Below are 20208 nucleotides of genomic sequence, written 5' to 3' on the forward strand. Positions count from 1 at the left end.
GACGCCGGTCAGCGGCCCCTCCGGGCGTACGTCGGTGCGGTCGAAGGAGCTCTGCTTCAGGGACGAGGCGACGCGGTCATCGGTCCGTGCGCCGCTCGATCAGGATCTCGACACCGTCGAGCAGCCGGGCCAGGCCGAACTCGATCTCGTCGCCCAGCGCCTGCTCGAAGGCTCCCGACTCCCAGATCGCGGTCATCGTGGGGAAGCGTTCCGGCGTGTAGTAGGTGCCCCAGAAGCTGCTGCGCGAGTCCCAGTACTCGTCGGCGGTGACGCCGGTGTTGGACGAGACGCTCGTGTCGGTGATCGCGCTCCGCGCGACCCCGAAGACGTGGGACTCGACGAGCCCGGCGATGCGCGCGACCTCGCGGTGGGGAAGCCCGGTCAGCGAGACGGCTCGGTAGAGATCCTCCTGGGCGTCCATGACGTGGGGTCCGAGCGGCATGCGCCAGAGGTTGGACCGGATCAGCCAAGGATGGGTCTGGTACATGTCCCAGGCCTCGCGGGCGTGGATCTCGACCTGCTCGCGCCAGGGCAGCATGCGGTCCGGCATCGAGCGGACGGCGTAGGCCCGGTCGATCATCAGCTCGAAGAGCTCGTCCCGCCCGGGGACGTAGGTGTAGAGGCTCATGGCGCCGACGCCGAGCTTGGCTGCGACGTTGCGCATCGAGAGCTTGTCCACGCCGTCCGCGGCGGCCACGGCCATGCCCGCCTCGATGACCTGGTCGAGGGTCAGCTTCTGCTTCGGACCACGGCCGGCCGGCTCCGGTGGGTCCCACAGCAGGCGGATCATGTGGCGACCCTCGGGCGTCCCCCACGTGGAGGGATCGGTGTCCGGGATCTCTGGTCGCTCGTCGTTCATCGATGCTCTTTCCTCGTCACGTTCTTGTCACACCGTACACCGTATGATGTAATGGACTTATTCAGTACGACGTACGGAGAGAAGAGGCTCATGATTCACACCCAACAGCTCACCCGGACCTTCGAGTCCGGCAAGGAGACGGTCGAGGCGGTGCGCGGGATCGACCTGGACGTGGCCGAGGGCGAGCTCGTCGCGTTCCTCGGACCCAACGGCGCGGGCAAGTCGACGACCCTGCGCATGCTCACGAGCCTGCTGCCGCCGACCTCCGGCACCGCGACGGTCGCCGGCACCGACATCACCGAGGATCCGGCCGGAGTGCGCAGCCGCGTCGGCTACATCGGGCAGAAGGACGGGGCCGGTCACAACTACCGCGTGTGGGACGAGCTCCTCATGCAGGGCCGCTTCTACGGGCTCGACAAGAAGCGCGCGACCGAGCGGGCCGACGAGCTGCTCGGAACCCTCGACCTCGAGGGCATGAAGATGCGCAAGGTCAGCACGCTGTCAGGTGGCCAGAAGCGTCGCCTCGACATCGCGCTCGGCCTGATCCACGAGCCGGCCCTGCTGTTCCTCGACGAGCCGTCGACGGGGATGGACCCGCAGAACCGGGCTAACCTGTGGGACCACATCCTGCGCCTGCGCGAGGAGTTCGGCACCACGATCGTGCTGACGACGCACTACCTCGAGGAGGCCGACACGATGGCCGAGCGGGTCGTCGTGATCGACCACGGCAGGATCATCGCGGACGACACCGCAGACGCCCTCAAGGCGGAGCAGGCCGGTGACCGGATCACCGTCTCGGTCGGCGCCGAGGACCTGCCGACGACCCGCGAGGTCGTGGCGCAGGCCGGCACCGAGGTCCAGGAGCGGCCGGCCGACGGCGGCACGGCGATCTCGTTCCGCGTCGACGCCGGTCCGGTCGCCCTGCCGGGAGTCCTGCGGGCGCTCGGCGACAAGGGCGTGGCCGTCAAGGCGGCGACGCTCAAGCAGCCCACCCTCGACGACGTCTTCCTCAACCTCACCGGACGCAGCCTGCGCGAAGGAGCAGAAGCATGAGCACCCCAGCTTTCTCCTCGTTCCGCACCTCAGTCGCGAGTCACGTCGCGTTCCGTTCGCTCCACTCACAGAAAGCAGGGGACCCCGCATGAGCACCACGACCCTCGATTCCACCGCCACCTCGGCGCGCATCGCCCATCGCTCGACACTCGGCGACATCAAGTCGGTGTGGATGCGCGAGACCCTGACCATCCTGCGGGACCCGTTCTCGTTGGTGTTCTCCCTGATCCAGCCCTTGGTGTTCCTCGGGTTGTTCGGGCCGCTGCTCGCCGGTGTGGCCGGCGACGGGATCGGCTTCGGCTCGACGTTGCAGTTCTTCCTGCCGGGCGTGGTCGTGATGATCACGATGTTCGGCACGTCGATGACCGGCGCCAACCTGCAGTTCGAGATCATGACCGGGGCGTTCGAGCGGATCCTCGCGACGCCCTTGTCCCGGCCGGCGTTGATGATCGGTCGCGGGCTCAAGGAGCTGACGCCGCTGGTCGTCCAGGCCGTGATCATCACCCTGGTCGCGGTGCCGTTCGGCTTCGAGCTGTTCCCGGCCCACGTCGTCGTCGGGCTGCTGGTCCTGGGCGTCTTCGGCGTCGGCGTCGGTGCCCTGTCGTACGCGCTGGCGATCGCGACCCGCAAGAACGAGTGGGCGTTCTGGGCCGTGCAGCAGTCGCTGCTGTTCCCGCTGCTGATCCTGTCGGGCATGATGCTGCCGCTCGAGACCGGACCGGACTGGATGCAGGTGCTGTCCAAGTTCAACCCGCTGACGTACATCGTCGACGCGGAGCGCGTGCTGTTCGCCGGCACGTTCGACGACAGCGCCGTGGTCTACGGGGTCGTCGCCGCGGTCGTCACGGCCGCGGTGGGCCTGTGGGTCGGGGTCCGGACCGTCACGAAGACCGTCCTCTAGCAGCACCGTGAGCGTGACGTTCGGGTCGGGAATCGCCGCGAGGCACCGACCCGAACGTCACGCTCAGCGGGTCAGTCGACGGTCGCCCAGGCGTTGTCCCAGCCCTCGACCTCGTCGGCGCCGCGCGAGGCCGGACCGGTGTAGATCGCGGACGGGCGGATCAGGCGGCCCGTGCGCTTCTGCTCCAGGATGTGCGCGCTCCAGCCGGCCGTGCGGGCCGACGTGAACATCGCGGTGAACATGTGCGGGGGAATTTGGGCGTAATCCAGGACGATGGCCGCCCAGAACTCGACGTTGGTCTCGAGCACGCGGTCGGGACGGCGCTCGCGGAGCTCCTTGAGCGCGGCCTCCTCGAGCGCGATCGCGACCTCCGCGCGGGGGGCGTTGAGCTCCTTGGCCGTACGCCGCAGGGTGCGCGCCCGCGGATCCTCCGCACGGTAGACGCGGTGACCGAAGCCCATCAGCCGCTCGCCGCTGTCGAGGAGCCCCTTGACGTACGCCGTGGCGTCGCCGGACTTCTCGACCTCCTCGATCATCGTCAGCACGCGGGCCGGGGCGCCGCCGTGCAGGGGGCCGGACATCGCGCCGACCGCACCGGAGAGGGCGGCAGCGGCGTCGGCGCCGGTCGAGGCGATGACGCGGGCGGTGAACGTCGAGGCGTTCATGCCGTGCTCGGCGGCCGAGACCCAGTAGGCGTCGATGGCCTTGGCGTGGTCGGGGTTGACCTCACCGCGCCACCGCGTGAGGAAGCGCTCGGTGATGGTCGAGCACTTGTCGATCTCGGACTGCGACACCATCGGCTGGCCGACACCGCGCGCGGCCTGGGCGACGTACGAGAGCACCATGACGGCGGCGCGGGCGAGGTCGTCGCGCGCCTGGACGTCGTCGATGTCGTAGAGCTGCTTCATGCCCCAGGCGGGAGCCGTCAGCGCGATCGCGCTCTGCACGTCGGCGCGGATGTCGCCGGAGTGCACGGGGATCGGGAACGGCTCGGCCGGCGGCAGGCCCGGTTCGTAGGCGCCGTCGACCAGCAGGCCCCAGATCTTCTCGAACGGCACGCGGCCGACCAGGTCGTCGATGTCGACACCGCGATAGCGCAGTGCGGACCCTTCCTTGTCGGGTTCGGCGATCTCGCTCTCGAACGCTACGACGCCTTCAAGTCCATGGTGCACTTCAGTCATACGTTGCATTCTGCCCTGCGTGACTACGGTTGACGCATGGAGACCCCTGATTTGGCACGGATGCGGGAGGAGTACGCCCGTGAAGGACTCGACGAGGCGGCCGCCGGCGACGAGCCCTTGACCCTGCTGGGCCGGTGGCTCGACGAGGCCGTCGACGCCGGACTGCACGAGCCGAACGCGATGGCGCTCGCCACGGCGACACCCGACGGCCTGCCCTCCGTGCGCATCGTGCTGCTCAAGGGGCTCGACGAGCGGGGACTGACGTTCTTCACGGGCTACGAGTCGCGCAAGGGCGCCGAGCTGGAGGCCAACCCGCGGGCGGCTGCCGTCATGCTGTGGCACCCGCTGCAGCGGCAGGTGCGTGTCGAGGGCGGGGTGACCCGGATCGACGACGCGGAGTCCGACGCCTACTTCGACTCGCGGCCGCGGGGTTCGCAGATCGGCGCCGTGGCCTCGCCGCAGTCGCAGGTCATCGCTGGTCGAGAGGTGCTCGAGCAGCGGGTCGCGGAGGTCTCGCAGGTCTTCGACGGGCACGACGTGCTGCGCCCACCGGTCTGGGGCGGCTACCGGATCGCGTTGGAGTCGGTCGAGTTCTGGCAGGGCCGGCAGAGCCGCCTGCACGACCGGCTCCGGTTCGCCAGGACGCGTGACGGCTGGCGTCGCGACCGCCTGGCCCCCTGATCGTTAGGTCAGGTCGCGGTAGTGCTCCAGCAGACGGCTCATGACCGCCAATGCGTCTTGCATCTCGGTGATGTGCTGCGGGTCGAGGACGCGCAGCATCTGCTTGATCTCGGTGCTGGAGATGCCGTCGGTGCGGGGGAGGTAAACGACCTCGCAAAGTTCCTTGAGGGCGTCGAACTTGCCGGTCCAGTCTTCGCCGATCGCGAAGACATCGACATCGTGCTCCTTGATGTCGGTGGCCTTCTGCTCCCACGAGGTCTCGGGGATCACCAGGTCGACGCCCTTGATGCTGTTGATGATGCTGGCGCGGTCCTCGTAAGAGACGACTGACGTCTTGCCCTTGCCCGCGTTGAACTCGTCGGTCGACACGGCGATGATCAGCCGGTCGCCCATATCGCGGAGCCGGTTGATGAGGTTGAGATGACCGATGTGGAACAAATCGAACGTTCCATAGGTCAGCACCGTCGTCATGTCGACAGCCTAGCGAGTGACGCCTGCTGTTCACGTCGGGTCCACGCGGGGTCAGGATTGCGACACGTGGCACCGGCACCGTGGAGGCATGACAGCAATCATGCTGACACTCGCGCTGGGCCTCGGCCTGGCGTTCGCCGAGTCGGGCCTCGGCCTGGGGATCGTGCTCCCGGGCGAGACTGCGATCGTCGTCCTGGCCGCGACGATGGGCTCGCCGACCGACATGGTCCTGCTGGGCGTCGCCGTCATGATCGGCGCGACCCTGGGTGACCACGTCGGGTACGTCCTCGGCCGCCGCTACGGCGACGCCCTCCGCGAGACCAGGATGGTCCGGCGTCTGGGCGTGCGGCACTACGACCGCGCGACCGACCTGCTGCGCCGGCGCGGCGGGACTGCGGTGTTCGCGACCCGCCTCGTGCCGGTCGTCCGCACGCTCACCCCGGCGGCCGCCGGCGCGTCCGGCCTGGAGTACCGCCGGTTCGCGACGGCGTCGCTCGCCGGCTCCGCCACGTGGGCCACGGCGTACGTCGGCGGAGGCTCCGTCTTCGGTGCGCTCGCCTCGATGACGACCGACGTGTTCGGCCGAGCCTCGTGGTTGCTGCTGGTGCTGCTCGCACTGGCCCTGGTCCCGGTGCTGGTCATTCGCACCGTCGTGGGCGTACGTCCGGTGTCTGCCGCACCCGACGTCGCGTCCCTCGAGCTCGCTGCCCGGCGGTCGAGGTTCTCGCCGCTGGTCAGCGACCTCCAGCCGTAGAGCCCGGCGGCCGCACGCTGATGCGGTAGCGGACGAACGAGGGCACCAGGAGCGAGACGAGCACGACGCCCACGACGACCAGCACACCGCCGCCGGCCGAGGCGGCGGCCGCCCCGGTCGCGGCCGCGGTGGCGCCGTGCAGGGTGTCGGCGATGCGGGGGCCTCCTGCGACGACCACGATGAAGACGCCCTGCAGCCGGCCGCGCATGGCGTCGTCGGCCGCCGCCTGCAGCATGCTGGTGCGGAACGCGGCCGACGCCATGTCGGCAGCCCCGCCCACGACCAGCATCGCGAGCGCGACGACCAGCATCGGGGTGCGCCAGTGGTCCGCGAGGGCGACCGCGAGACCGAAGACCGTCATGGCGAGACCCCACACGACGATCGAGACGATGACCGCGCGACCCTGCCGCTCCACGTGCGAGACCCAGCCGCTGAAGACCCCGCCGATCACGGCTCCGGCGGGGATCGCGGCGAACAGCAGGGCGAACACGATGCCGCCGTTCTCGGGACCACCGAAGTCGACGTGCGCGATCTCGGGAAACAAGGCGCGTGGCATGCCGAAGACCATCGCGATGAGGTCGACGACGAACGACATCAGCAGCACCGGCTGCGTGCGCAGGTAGGCGAAGCCCTCGACGACGGCCTTCAGCCCGGGCACGCCGGCCGCCGCCTCGAGCACCGGCAGACGGGGCAGGCGGATCACGGCGCCGAGCGTCGCGAACAACGTGAACGTGTCGATCAGGTAGAGCCACTCGAACCCGATCACCGGGATCAGGACGCCCGCGAGCAGGGGTCCGGCGATGCCGCCGGCCATCATGACCGTCGAGTTGAGCGAGTTGGCCGCCGGGAGCAGGTGCGGCTCGACGATCTTGGGCAACACCGCGCTGCGCGTCGGCTGGTTCACGGCGAAGAAGGCCTGCTGCACCGAGAACAGCGACAGCAGGAGCCAGACGTTGGTGCTGCCGGCCGCGGCCTGCAGCCAGAACAGGCCGCTCGTCGCGATCAGGCCGACCGTGGTGATGATCAGCAGCGTGCGCCGGTCGAAGACGTCCGCGAGCGCGCCGCCGTACAGGCCGAACACGATGAGCGGGACGAGGCCGAAGACCCCGGCGAGGCCGACGTAGGCGGACGAGTTGGTGTCGGCATAGATCTGCGCGGGCACTGCCACGACGGTCAGCTGGGCGCCCACCACCGTGATGATGTTGGCGACCCACAGCCGCCTGAAGTGCTGGCTGCGCAGGGGCCGGGTGTCCGCGAACAGCCGGGGGAGGCGTCGCGTCGTCACGGTACGAACCTACGACGTCAGGAGAACGTCGCGGGATCGACCTCGATCCAGGTCTGCTCGCCGCGGCCGAGGAGCTCCCCGCCCTCGGCGTAGAGCGCCGTCTCGGCGAGGAACTTGCGGCCGTCCTGCGCGTGCAGGCGGCCGACGGCGACGCAGGGCTCACCGGCACGCGGTCGACGGAGAACCTGCGCCGTCATGCGGCCGAGCACCATCATGTGGCGGGTGAAGTCGGCCGCCCAGCCGCCGGGACAGTCCAAGGCAGCCCAGGCCACGGGCAGGTCGACGGAGCCGCCCGGCCCGGCAAAGGCGTCGTGCGGGGTCCAGGGCGCCGCCGTGTGGCCGGCCACCTCGGGATCGATCGGGCCGGCGAACAGCCGCAGGCCGTCGCCCTCGTCGCGTGCCGTGCCGCAGGTGAAGCAGTGGTCGAACGGGTGATGGGCGAACCCGGGGAAGTGCGCGGCGCCGGCCGCCGCCTCCTCGGGCGACGGGCACGGGGCCACGTCGCGCACGAAGCCGCCCGGCGTCGCGGTGCCCACGACGGCTCCGCCGGCGGTCAGGAGGCGCACCTCGTCGCCGTCGTGCTCCCAGCTCAGCGGCACGTCGAGCGGGGGCGGGATCCGCAGCGTCGAGGTGACGGGCTCGTCGCCGCCGAGCTCCTGCGCGAGCAGGCCTGCGACGTAGCCGCCGTTGCCGGAGTGCAGGGGACCGTTGAACTGTCCGGGAATCGTGACCACGGACCCAACCTATCTACCGGATCGCCTCGTACCTCCGCAGCGCCTCCCGTCGCTCCTCCGCGTGGTCGACGATCGGCGCGACGTAGCCGGCCGGCAGCTCGTCGAGCTGCCACGGCTCGTGGACGTGTGGCGCCTCGACATCCGCCAGCTCGGGCACCCATCGGCGGATGTAGGTGCCGTCGGGGTCGAACTTCCGCCCCTGCGAGACGGGGTTGAACACGCGGAAGTACGGGGCGGCGTCCGTGCCGCAGCCGGCGACCCACTGCCAGCCGTGCTGGTTGGACGCGAGGTCGGCGTCGACGAGGAGGCTCAGGAAGTGGCGAGCGCCGTGCTGCCACTCGATGTGGAGGTCCTTGACCAGGAAGCTCGCGACGATCATGCGGACCCGGTTGTGCATCCAGCCCTCGCCCCGGAGCTGGCGCATGCCGGCGTCGACGATCGGGAAGCCCGTGCGCCCGGCCTTCCACGCCTCGAGGGCCTCACCGGGCTCGTCGTACTCCATCCGGGCGAAGGCCCGGTTGTAGTAGTCGAACGCCGAGTCCGGGCGCTGGGCCAGGACGTCGGCGTAGAACTCACGGAAGCCGAGCTCCCGGGCGTACGCCGCGGCGCCGCCGGAGCGCAGCGGGGCGAGGTCGGCCAGCATCGTGCGGGGGTGGATCGTGCCCCACTTCAGGTGGACGGACATGCGAGAGGTGCGGTCCACACCGGGCAGGTTGCGGATGTCGTCGTAGTCGGCGACGTCCTCGTCGAGGAACGTCCGCCAACGATCCAGCGCGGCCGCCTCGCCGACAGGTGGGAGCGTGAGGCCGTCCGGGACGGCGGCGTCGGGGATGTCGTGCGCACGCCCGTCAGGCCTGGTCCACGGCACGTCGGTCGCCACGGGTGCCGGGCCGCGCCAGCCGTGCTCCTGCCAGGCCCGGAAGAACGGGGTGAAGACCCGGTAGCCCGAGCCGTCGCTCTTGGTGACGCGTCCCGGCGCCACCGCGTGGGGCGAGCCGGTGCGCACCAGGGCGATGTCGTGCTCGGCCAGGGCCGCCTCGACCCGGCGGTCGCGGCGCGAGCCGTACGGCCCGTGGTCGGCGGCGACGTGCACCGTGTCGGCGCCGACGCTGCGGGCGACGTTGAGGACCTCGACGGCGGGATCGCCGTGCCCGACGTGCAACCCGCCGACCCGGTCGGAGAAGTCGGTCAGCAGGCGCGAGAGGTAGGCCGTGCGAGCCGTGGCGGCCGGCGTCCACAGCCGCGCGTCGAGCACGAACAGCGGCACGACGCCGTCCGGGCCGGCTGCCTGGGCGTCGAGGACCGCCGGATTGTCGCCCAGTCGGAGGTCGCGCCTGAACCACATCACGGACGTCGTCACGTGTCCCATTGTCCGACGGTCACGGCGATGCTGCATGACGTGGAACAATGACAGCGTGAGCGAGCTGATCGACACCACCGAGATGTACCTCCGCACGGTCTACGAGCTGGAAGAGGAGGGCATCGTCCCGCTGCGCGCGCGCATCGCCGAACGCCTCCACCAGAGCGGGCCGACGGTCAGCCAGACGGTTGCCCGGATGGAGCGCGACGGGCTCCTGACGGTCGAGGGCGACCGCCACCTCGAGCTGTCGCCCAAGGGCCGGCAGCTCGCGACCCGCGTGATGCGCAAGCACCGCCTCGCCGAGCGGCTCCTGACCGACATCATCGGCCTCGAGATCGAGTACGTCCACGAGGAGGCATGTCGCTGGGAGCACGTGATGTCCGAGCAGGTCGAGCGCCGGCTCGTGGACCTGCTCGAGCACCCGACCGAGTCGCCGTACGGCAACCCCATCCCCGGCCTCGCCGAGCTGGGCGAGCTCGGCCTGGACGCGGACTTCCTCGAGGGTGTCCAGCCGATGACCAAGGCGGTCAGTGGTGCGGTCGAGCCCATCCGGCTCGTCGTGCGCCGGATCGCCGAGGAGCTGCAGAAGGACACCGAGGTCATGTCGGTGCTGCGGCGCGTCGGCGCGCTGCCCGGCAACGACATCCTCGTGTCGCAGGGTCACGACGGCCTCGTGGTCGCCCGGCAGGGTGAGACCGCCGAGATCGACGCCGAGGCAGCCGTCCACGTCTTCGTGTCGCTCTGATCCTCGGGGTCGCCCCGCAGGCGGTCCCGCGACCTCGTCAGGGATGACCCTGGTTTGCTGCGTTGCGGCCGCATTCAGCCGATTGTGTCGTGGTCTGGATGGCAGAATTGCGCCATGGGCGCCATCACCTCGTTGAAGAGCTTGATCGAGCGCCTCGGCGTCGAGATCCTCGGCTGGATCCTCATCCCGGTGGGCCTCGTCCTGATGCCGCTGCCCGGGCCGGGGATGTTGATCGTCGTCGCGGGGGTCGCGATGTTGTCACGGCGCCATGTCTGGGCCCAGCGCATGCTCGACCCCCTGCGCCGCAGGGCCGTCGAGGCCGCCAAGTACGGCGTGGCCACCTGGCCGCGGATCGTCGTCAGCTTCCTCGGCGGGGTGTGGCTCGTCGCGCTGGGTGTGGTCTGGTGGGTCAGTCCCGAGATCCCCGAGTTCTCGATCCTCAGCGTCGGCTTCGGCCCCGAGCTGCCCGCCCACGGCTGGGGCACCGCGCTCGGCCTGTGGGCCTCGGCGATCGCCGCGTGGGCGCTGCTGGCCTACAGCGTCGTCCGTTGGCGCGAGCCACGACCTGAGTCGCGGCGCGAGACTCACTCGAACGCGTAGCGCTCGATCTCGGTGCCGTCGGCGGAGAAGGTCCAGTAGCCGTTCTCGTTGTACTCGTTGCGCACGTAGACCGAGAACGCCGGCTGGCCGTTCTCGGCGCGGACCACGGCGTACGTGGAGTTGACGTCCTCGACGCCCAAGACGGTCGGTGAGCGCTTGATGGCTTTTGCGTACGCCGTCGCGTCGATGCTGGCGAGGTCGACCGTCGGGGCGTCGGCCGTGCGGCTGCCCTTGCTCGGCTCACCTCCGAATCCCTTGGCGAAGTACCAGTTCTCCGTGCGCCGAGGGTCGTCCTTCGTGACGATCGTGATGCTGGCGTAGTCGGGATAGATCGCAGCGGAGTCGATCCTCGTCGTGCCGAACTTGTTCCGGGTCAGCTCGACCAGCTGCTCGAACCCCTCGGCGGTGTGCAGCTCGAGCCGATCCTTGGGCACCGACTGCCCTGTCGTGGCGCCGGGACCGGCCCCGTCGTCCCCACCGGCCGAGGAGATCCAGGCGGCCACGGTGATCACCGCCAGGACGACCGCGCCGACCAGCACGCTGCGCAGGACCCGCGGCGGGAGCCCGCCGCTGTCGGCGGGACGCTTCTTCTTGGGCGTTCGCACGGCCGCGACCCTCGACGGCAGCTTGGTGTCGGGTCCCAGGTCGTCGACGAGAGCGGCGAGCTCGGAGAGCGTGGTGGCCTGCAGCGCCGCCTGGGTACGCTCCTCGCGCTCGGCATCGTTGATGCGGCCGTCCGCGAAGGCGACTTCGATGTCCTCGAGGCAGCTGTCGCGGTCGGCGTCACTTGCTCGGGTCTCCGCCATGACGAGCACGATATCGGGAACCGCTGATCCTGACCGGCGGTATCGGCCGACGGGACCGGCCCGCCGATCCACGTAACCGAACGACGCCCGCCACCGTTGTTCAGGTGAGACGAGAGGTGACCTGTGTTGCGCATGCGGACCGCACGGACTTTTGCGTCAGTGGCCCTGGGAGCGGCGCTGGTCGCTGCGACACCGGCGACCGCCGGTGCTGCCGACGAACCACCGGTCGGCGCCTCGCTGCTCGACACGGCGAAGCGCATCCTCTCGACGGCCCTCCCCGGCGAGCCGCTCGAGGTCGTGACGACGACCCGGACCTCCGGTGCACCGACGATCACGACGACGGTCGCGAGCTCCCGTTCGCGGGCGTTGGACCTGATCGTCGCCGGCCTCAAGAAGCCGTCCACGATCGGCGTCGACGTCGCCCACGAGGTGAGCATCGACGTCTCGAACGACCCGCTGCGCCCCCGGCAGTGGGCCTTGACGCGGTTCGGCGCGGAGACCGCTTGGCGGACGTCGACGGGCCGGGGCGTCGTGGTCGCGGTCATCGACACCGGTGTCAGGGCGCTGCACGGCGATCTGCGCAAGCACGTCGTGGCGGGCCGGGACTTCGTGGCGCCCGGCACCCTGCCCTCCGACGAGAACGGGCACGGCACCCACGTCGCGGGCATCATCACGGCGGTGGTCAACAACAACCTCGGTGTCGCCAGCCTCGCACCGGGCAGCCGGGTCATGCCGCTGCGCGTCCTGGACCGCAACGGTGTCGGGAGCTCCGCGGACGTCGCCAAGGCGATCGTGTGGGCGGTCGACCACGGTGCCAAGGTCATCAACCTCTCGCTGTCGTCGACGCGCAGCGACGCTGCGGGCCGAGCCGCGGTCGCCTACGCGATCTCCAAGAACGTCGTGGTGGTCGCGGCCGCGGGCAACGACGGATGCGGCCTGCTGGGCTCGCCGACCACCTACCCGGCGGCCTACGACGGCGTGCTCGGAGTCGGCGCGATCACCTCCAGCGGTGCGGTGGCCTCGTTCTCCAACTGCGGGAGCTGGGTCGACGTCACTGCTCCGGGCAGCGCCATCGTCTCGACCATGACGGCGGTCCCGGCCCCGGGACTCGGCTGCACGGCGAACTACTGCACGTTGTCGGGCACCTCGATGGCGGCGCCGTACGCAGCGGCAGCTGCCGCGCTCAAGATCTCCACGCTCGGCTCGTCGGCCAGGCAGCTGTCGGTCCGCTCGCTCATCCAGTCGACGGCGGACGACATCGGCTCGGCCGGCTACGACACCAGGTCCGGCCACGGCGTCATCAACCCGCGGCGGATGCTCGCCCGCTAGCGACCGTCAGGGCGCCCGGTACTTGACGACCGTGGTGCCGGAGAGCTTCATGGTCCAGTAGCCCGTGCGGTTGGCGGGGTCGGTGACGTACACCGACATCACGTTGCGGCCCGAGCGGCTGTCAAAGATCAGGTGCCTCCGGTCGGCGCGCCGGACGTTGAGCTGCGCCGGTGCGCGACGGATCGCCCGGGCCAGCGCACTGATGCGGACGTCCCGCAGGTCCGACGACGTGGCGCCGGGCCGACGCGGGGTGTCGATCGGGTTGTAGGGGAACGATCCGTTGTAGTACCAGCGCCGGGAGCGTGACGCGTCGCCCGCGATCGGCACCTCGACCGTCGCGTAGTCGGGATAGATCACGGCGCTGAGATAACGGGTGCTTCCCGTCTTCGCGCGCAGGTCGTTGCGGAGCTTGACGAGGCCGGCGCTGGTCAGCAGCCGGGGCCGGCTCGGTGCGGCGCTCGTGCCCTGCGTCGGGCCCGCGGTGATCGACGGCGACGTGGGGCCCGTGCCGGTGCCGACGTCGTCGAAGAACGAGGTCGCCACCGCGGCCCCGCCTGCGAGCACGAGCCCCACGACCCAGATGATGACCCGCCGCATGCTGAACACCATGGCGAACCGGCCGAGCGACCGGCCGAACGCCGGGCTCGCGATGGCGTCGGTGACCACCGAGCCGAGGCCCTGCTTCGCAGAAGGTGACCTGGCGGGCGCGCGGCCGTGGTCCGTGACCAGGGCGGCGAGCTCGGTCAGCGTGGCGGCGTTCGAGATCTTCGACGACCGGGTCGCGAACTCCGCCGCGTCGATCCGGCCGCTGGAGAGCAGCTCCTTGAGCTCTTCGAATGCTCCACGTCGATCCTCGTCAGTCGCGGGCACGGCGTCCATGCAGCGCAGCGTAACCACGGCACGCGCCTCGCGCAGGCGAAACCGGCCGGCAGGTCCTCTGGTCGCTGGTTGCCCCCATGCCACAGGATGGGCACATGAGTGCTCACGAGTGTGATGTCGTCGTCGTCGGTCTCGGCCCCGGAGGGGAGGCGCTCGTCGCCCGGCTCGCGAAGGCCGGGCTGTCGGTCGTCGCGGTCGAGGCCGAGCTGGTCGGCGGGGAGTGCCCCTACTGGGGCTGCATCCCGTCCAAGATGTTCATCCGGGCCGCCAACCTGCTCACCGAGGCGCGCCGGGTCGCCACGTTGTCAGGCAGCGCCACCGTCGACCCGGACTTCTCCGTCGTCGCCAAGCGCATCCGCGACGAGGCCACCGACAACTGGGACGACACGGTCGCGGCCGACCGCATCACCGCGGCGGGCGCCACGCTCGTACGCGGGCACGGCCGCTTGGCCGGCGACCGCACCGTCGAGGTCGCGGGCGAGACCTACGTCGCCTCGAAGGGCGTCGTGCTGAACACCGGGACCACGGCGGCGGTCCCGCCGATCGAGGGCCTGGCCGACACCCCGTTCTGGACCAACCGCGAGGCCCTCAAGGCCGAGCAGGCGCCGGCCTCGTTGATCGTCGTCGGCGGCGGGGCGATCGGGCTCGAGCTGGCGCAGGCCTACTCACGCTTCGACACCGAGGTGACGGTCCTCGAGGTCGCGCCGCGCATCCTCGCCCCTGAGGAGCCGGAGTCGTCAGAGCTGCTGGCCTCGGTGCTCGAGGCCGAGGGCATCGCCGTCCACGCCGGCATCACGATCGACCGGGTCGACCATGACGGCTCACGGTTCACCGTCACCTGCGGCGACACGACGTTCGAGGCCGAGGAGCTCCTCGTGGCCGCCGGCCGCCGCTCGCGGCTCGACGACATCGGGCTCGACACCGTCGGCGTCGAGCCGGGACGGTTCCTCGACGTCGGCGACGACATGCAGGTCAAGGACGGGCTGTGGGCTATCGGTGACATCGTCGGCCGCGGCGCCTTCACCCACCTCTCGATGTATCACGCCGAGCGGGCTGCCAGGGCGATCCTCGGCGAGCCGCTGGAGGCGTACGACGACAGCTTCCCGCGGGTGACGTTCACGGATCCCGAGGTGGGCGGCGTGGGCCTCACCGAGAAGCAGGCGCGCGACCGGGGCCTCAACGTGCGCGTCGGGCTCACCGACGTCTCCGCAAGCAGCCGTGGCTTCGTCCACGGGGTCGGCAACGACGGGTTGATCAAGCTCGTCATCGATGCCGACCGGGACGTCATCGTCGGCGCGACCAGCGCGGGCCCGACCGGTGGCGAGACGCTGTCGGCCCTGGCCGTCGCCGTCCGGGCCGAGGTCCCGCTGGCGACGCTGCGCAACACGGTCTACGCCTATCCCACGTTCTGGCGGGCGATCGAGTCGGCGCTCTGAGCCGAGGACGGCTCGGGCAGACTGGGCGCATGCGGATCACGGTGCTGTCTGGCGGCGTCGGTGGCGCCACCTTCCTGGCGGGGCTGCTCGACGTCGTCGGGCCCGAGGACGACGTGACGGTGATCGGCAACACCGCCGACGACATCTGGCTGTTCGGCCTTCGTGTCTGCCCGGACCTGGACACCGTGATGTACACGCTCGGCGGGGGCATCGACCTCGAGCGCAAGTGGGGCCGCACCGACGAGACGTGGAACGCCAAGGAGGAGCTGATCGCCTACGGCGCGCCCAACACCTGGTTCGGGCTCGGCGACCGCGACCTCGCGACCCACCTCATCCGGACCCAGCTCCTGCACGAGGGCGTGGGGCTGGCCGCCGTCACCGAGCGGCTCTGCGAGCGCTGGAAGCCCGGCGTACGCCTGCTGCCGATGACCGAGGACGAGGTCGAGACGCACATCGGCATCGACGGCGCGGACGGTCGCGACGTCATCCACTTCCAGGAGTACTGGATCCGGCTGGGCGCCAAGGTGCCCGTCCGCGAGGTCGAGTTCCGGGGGGCGACCGCTGCTTCGGCCGGCCCGGGTGTCGTCGAGGCGATCCTCGGTGCCGACCGGGTCATCCTGCCCCCGTCCAACCCGATCGTCTCGGTGGGTGCGATCCTCTCGGTCCCCGAGGTCGCCGAGGCCGTACGCACGACCGCCGCACCCGTGGTCGGGGTGTCCCCGATCATCGGCGGTGCCGCCGTGAGGGGCATGGCCGATCAGCTGCTGACCGGTCTCGGCATCGAGATCAGCGCGGCCGGCGTCGCCCGTCACCACGGGGCCCGATCGGCCGGGGGCGTGCTCGACGGCTGGCTGGTCGACACGGCGGACGCGGACCAGCTCGGCGCGATCGAGGGCGTGACGGCGCGCGCGGTGCCGCTCTACATGACCGATCCCGGCACCACGGCTCAGCTCGCCCGGGACGCGCTGGACCTCGCTGACGCCTTGGCGACGCAGGGCTGACGTGGAGCTGCGCGCCTGGCCGGTGGAAGGCATCGGCGAGATCCGGCCCGGCGACGACCTCGCGTCGATCGTCGCGGACCACCTAGACGAACCACTCGTCGACGGCGACGTCCTCGTCGTGACGAGCAAGGTCGTCAGCAAGGCCGCGGGACTGGCCACGTCCGGCGACCGCGAGTCGTTGCTCGACGGCGAGACCGACCGGGTCGTCGCCCACCGCGGCCAGACCCGCATCGTCCGGACCCACGCCGGCCTCACGCTCGCGGCCGCCGGCATCGACGCCTCCAACGTCGAGGCGGGGACCGTCATCCCGTTGCCGGCCGACCCCGATGGCGCCGCACGTGAGCTGCGCGCGCGGCTCGAGGAGCTCACCGGCGTACGCCTGGGGGTCGTCGTCAGCGACACCGCGGGACGAGCGTGGCGGATCGGGCAGACCGACATCGCGATCGGGGTGTCGGGCGTCGTGCCCTACGTGTCGTTCGCCGGCGCACAGGACGCCCACGGCAACACCCTCGCCGTCACCTCGCCCGCCGTCGCCGACGAGATCGCCGGCACCGCGGACCTCGTGGCCGGCAAGCTCGACGGGCACCCGGTCGTCGTGGTGCGCGGGCTGCCGCCCGCATGGCTCGTGGCCGACGGCGAGGGCGCCTCAGCGCTGGTCCGCGACGAGGACGGGGACCTGTTCGGGCTCGGCGCCAGGGACGCGGTGCTGGCGGCCGCCGCCCGTGGCGACCTGCCGCGCGGCTTCCCGGCAGCCGATGACGACGACGACCTGCTCGCCCTGGCCCGTGCCGGCGCGGATCTCTCGCTCGCCGACGTGACCGTGGCGGTCGACGGCTCGCTCGAGGTCCGGGCGCTGAGCGTCGACGGAGCACCCGAGGCCTACGTCGAGGCGGGCGCGCTCGCCGAGCGGCTCCGCATCCTCGCGCGGGCGCTGGGCCGCGAGGTCGTGATCGCGGTCGTCAGCGACTGACGATCGAGGCATCACCGACGAGCGTCGCGTACGTGGCCCTGGTGTGCGGTCCGAGACCGAGACGTTCGGCGGCGGCGAGGTCGGCGAGCACGTCGACGTCCTGGCGCAGCGCGAGCGGGGCGGCCAGCTCGTGCGCGCCGTAGCCGCGGTGCCGCGCGGCCGACCCCGGACCGTAGCCGGCCTGCATCAGGCCCGGTCGGCGGCTGGTCAGGATCGTGGTGCCGTCGCCGTTGGCGTCGGCGACGAAGGCGAACGGGTGGACGGCGGCGGCAGCCAGCAGGTCGGCGAGGGCGACCGCAGTCAGTGCCGGCAGGTCGGACGGCACGACCGCCAGCGGCGCGTACGGCCGATGGTCGGCGGCCCACGCGATGCCCTGCCGGATCGCCGGCCCGAGGCTGTCGAGCGGCCGGCCGGCCGGCTCCTGCACGACGTGCGCCCCGGTCGTCCGGGCGTGCTCGACGACCAGGTCGCCCTGGGTGACGACGACGACCTCGCCGACCGCGGGACACGCCAGCACCCCGGCGAGGGTGTCACGGGCGAAGGCCTCCGCGAGCGCGTGCCGCGTCGCCGGATCGACGTGCAGCCTCGACTTGGCGCGGTCCCAGGCCTTCATCGGCACGACGGCGGTGAACGGCGACGTCATCCGGCCGCCTTCACCGGCGACAGCCGCCCGTACGTCGTGGTGCGCTGCACGGCTGGGCGACCCGCGAGAGCCGCCATGGCCTCGAGCTCGTCGATCGACTTGCGCGAGCCGTTGGTCGAGCCGGCCATGCGGCTGATGGTCTCCTCCATCAGCGTGCCACCGAGGTCGTTGACGCCACCGCGCAGGACCTGCGTGCAGGTCTCCGGGCCGAGCTTGACCCACGAGCACTGGATGTTGTCGACGAGGCCGTGCAGCATGATCCGCGCGAGCGCGTGCACGGCACGGTTGTCGCGTACCGAGGGCCCCGGCCGGGCCACACCGGCGAGGTAGATCGGCGACGACTGGTGCACGAACGGCAGCGGGACGAACTCGGTGAACCCGCCGGTCTCGCGCTGCAGGTTCGCGATGGTGCGCAGGTGCCCGACCCAGTGCCCCGGGTGGTCGACGTGGCCGTACATCATCGTCGAGGTCGTGGGCAGGCCCACCTCGTGCGCCGTGCGGATGACGTCGAGCCACTCCGCCGTCGGCAGCTTGCCCTTGGTCAGGACCCACCGGACGTCGTCGTCGAGGATCTCGGCCGCCGTGCCGGGTAGGGAGTCGACCCCCGCCTCCTTGGCCCGCACGAGGAAGTCCCGCACCGACAGGCCCGTGCGGGTCACCCCGTTCATGACCTCCATGGGGCTGAACGCGTGGACGTGCAGGCCGGGCTCGCGGGCCTTGACGGCCGCGGCGATGTCGAAGTAGGCCGTGCCCGGCAGCTCGGGATCGATGCCGCCCTGCAGGCACACCTCGGTCGCCCCGAACGCGACCGCCTCGGCGGCCCGGTCGCCGATCTCGTCGAGCGACAGCGTGTAGGCGTCGGCATCCGTGCGCCGCTGGGCGAACGCGCAGAACCGGCACCCGGTGTAGCAGACGTTGGTGAAGTTGATGTTGCGGTTGACGACGTAGGTCACCTCGTCGCCGGCCGCTTGACGTCTGAGGTCGTCGGCCAGGGCCGCCACGGCGTCGAGGTGCTCGCCCTCGGCCGTCATGAGGGTCAGCGCGTCGGCGTCGGAGAGCCCTGACGGGTTGCGCTCGGCAGCACGCAACGCCGCGGCGAAGCCGCCGTCACCCAGGCCGAGAGGCGCCGCGTCGCGCCCCGGCTGCCCGTCACGCAGCACGGACCAGTCACCGTAGACGTCCTCGAAGTCGCTCCGGCGGTCCTCGGTGCGCCCCACGGTGTCGATCTCGGTGTGCAGGTCGGTCCGCCCCCGCGAGAGCCAGCCCGTCGTGGCGAACCCGCCGTCGGGCTCCTGCCACGGCAGGCCCTGCGGAATCGCGTCGGCCCGCGCGAGACCGTCGTCGGCGACCAGCGCCGCCACGTGAGGCCGAAGGCGCGGGTCGAGCCACGGCTCGGCAAGGAACGGCGGGTGCGCCGTGAGCCGCTCGACCAGCCCGAAGCCGCGCTCGGCGCACAGCTCGGTCAGGGCCGTGATCTGCGGCCAGGGGCGCTCGGGGTTGACGTGGTCCGGCGTGAGGGGGCTGATGCCGCCGAAGTCGTCGACCCCGGCGTCCAGCAGCGCCCGGCAGTCGTCGAGCCCCACGAGATTCGGCGGGGCCTGGACGCGGATCGCCGGGCCCAGCAGGATGCGGGTCGTGGCGATCGCGGCGAGGTACTCCTCGACCTCGAGGTCGGGGGTCAGCCGCATCGCGGTGTCGTCCTTCGACACGAAGTTCTGGATGATGACTTCCTGGATCGACCCGTAGGTGCGCGCGATCCGGCGCAGCTCGAAGATGCTCTCGACGCGGTCCTCGATCGTCTCGCCGATGCCGATCAGCAGTCCCGTCGTGAAGGGGATGTTGAGCCGGCCCGCGTCCTCGAGCACCCTCAGGCGCACGGCCGGATCCTTGTCGGGGCTGGCGTAGTGCGCCTGGCCCTTCTCCTCGAAGAGGGCGCGGCTCGTGGTCTCGAGCATCATGCCCATCGACGGGGCCACGGGCTTGAGCCGCGACATCTCCTTCCAGCTCATGACGCCCGGGTTGAGGTGGGGGAGCAGCCCGGTCTCCTCGAGCACCCGGATCGCCATCGCGCGGACGTACTCGAGCGTGCTGTCGTAGCCGGCAGCGGCCAACCACTCCTTGGCGTCGTCCCACCGGTCCTCCGGTCGGTCACCGAGGGTGAACAGCGCCTCCTTGCAGCCCATCGCGGCACCCTTGCGGGCGATGTCGAGCACCTCGTCGGGCGAGAGGAACGGTGCGGGCAGGCGGCCGGGGGTCGTCGCGAACGTGCAGTAGTGGCACCGGTCGCGGCACAGTCGCGTCAGGGGGATGAAGACCTTCTTGCTGTAGGTCACGACGCCCGGGCGGCCGACCGTCGCCAGGCCCGCGTCGCGGACCCGGGCCGCCGCCGTCATGAGCCGGCGGAGCTCGGTGCCGCGGGCGCTGAGCAGCCCCGCAGCCTCCGTCGCGTCGATCGTCCTGCCCGCGACGGCACGCGTGACGGCCCGGGCGATCTCGCGGTCGTTCGGTGCGGTCATTCAG

20 protein-coding genes are annotated in these 20208 nt (G+C 71.2%); 10 read left to right on the plus strand and 10 right to left on the minus strand.

The window, feature by feature from the left end; genetic code table 11:
• Positions 1-76 precede the first annotated feature (76 nt).
• On the minus strand, positions 77-859 hold the full coding sequence (locus AB0N22_RS16440) for a TetR/AcrR family transcriptional regulator (protein ID WP_364642585.1): 783 nt from the start codon (positions 857-859) through the stop codon (positions 77-79).
• A 90-nt stretch (positions 860-949) separates the two neighbouring features.
• On the opposite strand from AB0N22_RS16440, the gene AB0N22_RS16445 reads away from it, so the two are divergent.
• Entirely contained in the window at positions 950-1912 is a 963-nt protein-coding gene (locus AB0N22_RS16445) for an ATP-binding cassette domain-containing protein (protein ID WP_364642588.1), read from the plus strand.
• Between the two features lie 88 nt (positions 1913-2000).
• The gene (locus AB0N22_RS16450; protein WP_364642591.1) at positions 2001-2813 is read left to right on the plus strand and encodes an ABC transporter permease; all 813 of its coding nucleotides are present in this window, start codon (positions 2001-2003) and stop codon (positions 2811-2813) included.
• A 71-nt stretch (positions 2814-2884) separates the two neighbouring features.
• Here AB0N22_RS16450 and AB0N22_RS16455 read toward each other — a convergent pair whose 3' ends face one another.
• The gene (locus AB0N22_RS16455; RefSeq protein WP_364642594.1) at positions 2885-3994 is read right to left on the minus strand and encodes a citrate synthase 2; all 1110 of its coding nucleotides are present in this window, start codon (positions 3992-3994) and stop codon (positions 2885-2887) included.
• 36 nt (positions 3995-4030) lie between these two features.
• Here AB0N22_RS16455 and pdxH point away from each other — a divergent pair, with 36 nt between their 5' ends.
• The gene (gene pdxH / locus AB0N22_RS16460; protein ID WP_364642596.1) at positions 4031-4675 is read left to right on the plus strand and encodes a pyridoxamine 5'-phosphate oxidase; all 645 of its coding nucleotides are present in this window, start codon (positions 4031-4033) and stop codon (positions 4673-4675) included.
• Positions 4676-4678: 3 nt separating this feature from the next.
• On the opposite strand, the gene tagD is transcribed toward pdxH, so the two are convergent.
• Complete coding sequence (gene tagD, locus AB0N22_RS16465; RefSeq protein ID WP_364642598.1) at positions 4679-5146, minus strand: glycerol-3-phosphate cytidylyltransferase; 468 nt, start codon at positions 5144-5146, stop codon at positions 4679-4681.
• Between the two features lie 88 nt (positions 5147-5234).
• Here tagD and AB0N22_RS16470 point away from each other — a divergent pair, with 88 nt between their 5' ends.
• Positions 5235-5900 carry a DedA family protein gene (locus AB0N22_RS16470; protein ID WP_364642601.1) on the plus strand — a complete coding sequence of 222 codons (666 nt, stop codon included), beginning with the start codon at positions 5235-5237 and terminating at the stop codon, positions 5898-5900.
• Here the strand turns inward: AB0N22_RS16470 and AB0N22_RS16475 are convergent.
• The 3 genes from AB0N22_RS16475 to AB0N22_RS16485 are packed head-to-tail and all read right to left on the minus strand — an operon-like array spanning position 5881 to position 9288.
• A complete protein-coding gene (locus AB0N22_RS16475; RefSeq protein WP_364642604.1) occupies positions 5881-7185 on the minus strand; it encodes an MFS transporter in 1305 nt (434 codons plus the stop codon). The two genes, AB0N22_RS16470 and AB0N22_RS16475, sit on opposite strands and share 20 nt — an antisense overlap.
• 17 nt (positions 7186-7202) lie before the next feature.
• A complete protein-coding gene (locus tag AB0N22_RS16480) occupies positions 7203-7919 on the minus strand; it encodes a hypothetical protein (protein ID WP_364642607.1) in 717 nt (238 codons plus the stop codon).
• 13 nt (positions 7920-7932) lie between these two features.
• Complete coding sequence (locus tag AB0N22_RS16485; protein ID WP_364642610.1) at positions 7933-9288, minus strand: deoxyribodipyrimidine photo-lyase; 1356 nt, start codon at positions 9286-9288, stop codon at positions 7933-7935.
• A 46-nt stretch (positions 9289-9334) separates the two neighbouring features.
• Between AB0N22_RS16485 and AB0N22_RS16490 the strand changes: the two genes are divergently transcribed.
• On the plus strand, positions 9335-10024 hold the full coding sequence (locus tag AB0N22_RS16490) for a metal-dependent transcriptional regulator (protein WP_364642612.1): 690 nt from the start codon (positions 9335-9337) through the stop codon (positions 10022-10024).
• Positions 10025-10138: 114 nt separating this feature from the next.
• The gene (locus AB0N22_RS16495) at positions 10139-10624 is read left to right on the plus strand and encodes a PGPGW domain-containing protein (protein WP_364642615.1); all 486 of its coding nucleotides are present in this window, start codon (positions 10139-10141) and stop codon (positions 10622-10624) included.
• Here the strand turns inward: AB0N22_RS16495 and AB0N22_RS16500 are convergent.
• A complete protein-coding gene (locus tag AB0N22_RS16500) occupies positions 10609-11430 on the minus strand; it encodes a DUF1707 domain-containing protein (RefSeq protein WP_364642618.1) in 822 nt (273 codons plus the stop codon). The genes AB0N22_RS16495 and AB0N22_RS16500 overlap by 16 nt on opposite strands.
• Before the next feature lie 159 nt (positions 11431-11589).
• On the opposite strand from AB0N22_RS16500, the gene AB0N22_RS16505 reads away from it, so the two are divergent.
• Positions 11590-12759, plus strand: a complete 1170-nt coding sequence (locus AB0N22_RS16505) for a S8 family serine peptidase (protein ID WP_364642621.1) — start codon at positions 11590-11592, stop codon at positions 12757-12759.
• A 6-nt stretch (positions 12760-12765) separates the two neighbouring features.
• Here AB0N22_RS16505 and AB0N22_RS16510 read toward each other — a convergent pair whose 3' ends face one another.
• On the minus strand, positions 12766-13638 hold the full coding sequence (locus AB0N22_RS16510) for a DUF1707 domain-containing protein (RefSeq protein WP_364642624.1): 873 nt from the start codon (positions 13636-13638) through the stop codon (positions 12766-12768).
• Between the two features lie 95 nt (positions 13639-13733).
• Here AB0N22_RS16510 and AB0N22_RS16515 point away from each other — a divergent pair, with 95 nt between their 5' ends.
• From AB0N22_RS16515 to cofE, 3 genes are read left to right on the plus strand one after another with little or no spacing between them, the layout of a single operon-like run.
• Positions 13734-15074, plus strand: a complete 1341-nt coding sequence (locus tag AB0N22_RS16515; protein WP_364642627.1) for an NAD(P)/FAD-dependent oxidoreductase — start codon at positions 13734-13736, stop codon at positions 15072-15074.
• Between the two features lie 29 nt (positions 15075-15103).
• Complete coding sequence (gene cofD / locus AB0N22_RS16520) at positions 15104-16075, plus strand: 2-phospho-L-lactate transferase (protein ID WP_364642630.1); 972 nt, start codon at positions 15104-15106, stop codon at positions 16073-16075.
• A gap of 1 nt (position 16076) precedes the next feature.
• Entirely contained in the window at positions 16077-17045 is a 969-nt protein-coding gene (gene cofE, locus AB0N22_RS16525) for a coenzyme F420-0:L-glutamate ligase (protein ID WP_364642633.1), read from the plus strand.
• Here cofE and cofC read toward each other — a convergent pair.
• Both cofC and AB0N22_RS16535 read right to left on the minus strand, forming a co-directional pair.
• Positions 17035-17688 (minus strand): 2-phospho-L-lactate guanylyltransferase, encoded by a 654-nt coding sequence (gene cofC, locus AB0N22_RS16530; RefSeq protein WP_364642636.1) that lies wholly within the window; start codon positions 17686-17688, stop codon positions 17035-17037. The two genes, cofE and cofC, sit on opposite strands and share 11 nt — an antisense overlap.
• Positions 17685-20204 carry a bifunctional FO biosynthesis protein CofGH gene (locus tag AB0N22_RS16535; protein ID WP_364642639.1) on the minus strand — a complete coding sequence of 840 codons (2520 nt, stop codon included), beginning with the start codon at positions 20202-20204 and terminating at the stop codon, positions 17685-17687. The genes cofC and AB0N22_RS16535 overlap by 4 nt, the downstream gene beginning before the upstream one ends.
• Between the last annotated feature and the right edge of the window lie 4 nt (positions 20205-20208).

Source organism: Aeromicrobium sp. NPDC092404 (assembly GCF_040684095.1).
Lineage (GTDB): Bacteria > Actinomycetota > Actinomycetes > Propionibacteriales > Nocardioidaceae > Aeromicrobium.

Bases quoted from the DNA above. Each gene is read 5' to 3' on its own strand.
- AB0N22_RS16440 (WP_364642585.1), bottom strand. From the start codon at position 859: ATGAACGACGAGCGACCAGAGATCCCGGACACCGATCCCTCCACGTGG.
- AB0N22_RS16510 (WP_364642624.1), bottom strand. From the start codon at position 13,638: ATGGACGCCGTGCCCGCGACTGACGAGGATCGACGTGGAGCATTCGAA.
- AB0N22_RS16515 (WP_364642627.1), top strand. From the start codon at position 13,734: ATGAGTGCTCACGAGTGTGATGTCGTCGTCGTCGGTCTCGGCCCCGGA.
- AB0N22_RS16445 (WP_364642588.1), top strand. From the start codon at position 950: ATGATTCACACCCAACAGCTCACCCGGACCTTCGAGTCCGGCAAGGAG.
- cofD (WP_364642630.1), top strand. From the start codon at position 15,104: ATGCGGATCACGGTGCTGTCTGGCGGCGTCGGTGGCGCCACCTTCCTG.
- AB0N22_RS16500 (WP_364642618.1), bottom strand. From the start codon at position 11,430: ATGGCGGAGACCCGAGCAAGTGACGCCGACCGCGACAGCTGCCTCGAG.
- AB0N22_RS16455 (WP_364642594.1), bottom strand. From the start codon at position 3,994: ATGACTGAAGTGCACCATGGACTTGAAGGCGTCGTAGCGTTCGAGAGC.
- tagD (WP_364642598.1), bottom strand. From the start codon at position 5,146: ATGACGACGGTGCTGACCTATGGAACGTTCGATTTGTTCCACATCGGT.
- AB0N22_RS16495 (WP_364642615.1), top strand. From the start codon at position 10,139: ATGGGCGCCATCACCTCGTTGAAGAGCTTGATCGAGCGCCTCGGCGTC.
- AB0N22_RS16535 (WP_364642639.1), bottom strand. From the start codon at position 20,204: ATGACCGCACCGAACGACCGCGAGATCGCCCGGGCCGTCACGCGTGCC.
- pdxH (WP_364642596.1), top strand. From the start codon at position 4,031: ATGGAGACCCCTGATTTGGCACGGATGCGGGAGGAGTACGCCCGTGAA.
- AB0N22_RS16470 (WP_364642601.1), top strand. From the start codon at position 5,235: ATGACAGCAATCATGCTGACACTCGCGCTGGGCCTCGGCCTGGCGTTC.
- AB0N22_RS16450 (WP_364642591.1), top strand. From the start codon at position 2,001: ATGAGCACCACGACCCTCGATTCCACCGCCACCTCGGCGCGCATCGCC.
- AB0N22_RS16485 (WP_364642610.1), bottom strand. From the start codon at position 9,288: ATGGGACACGTGACGACGTCCGTGATGTGGTTCAGGCGCGACCTCCGA.
- cofC (WP_364642636.1), bottom strand. From the start codon at position 17,688: ATGACGTCGCCGTTCACCGCCGTCGTGCCGATGAAGGCCTGGGACCGC.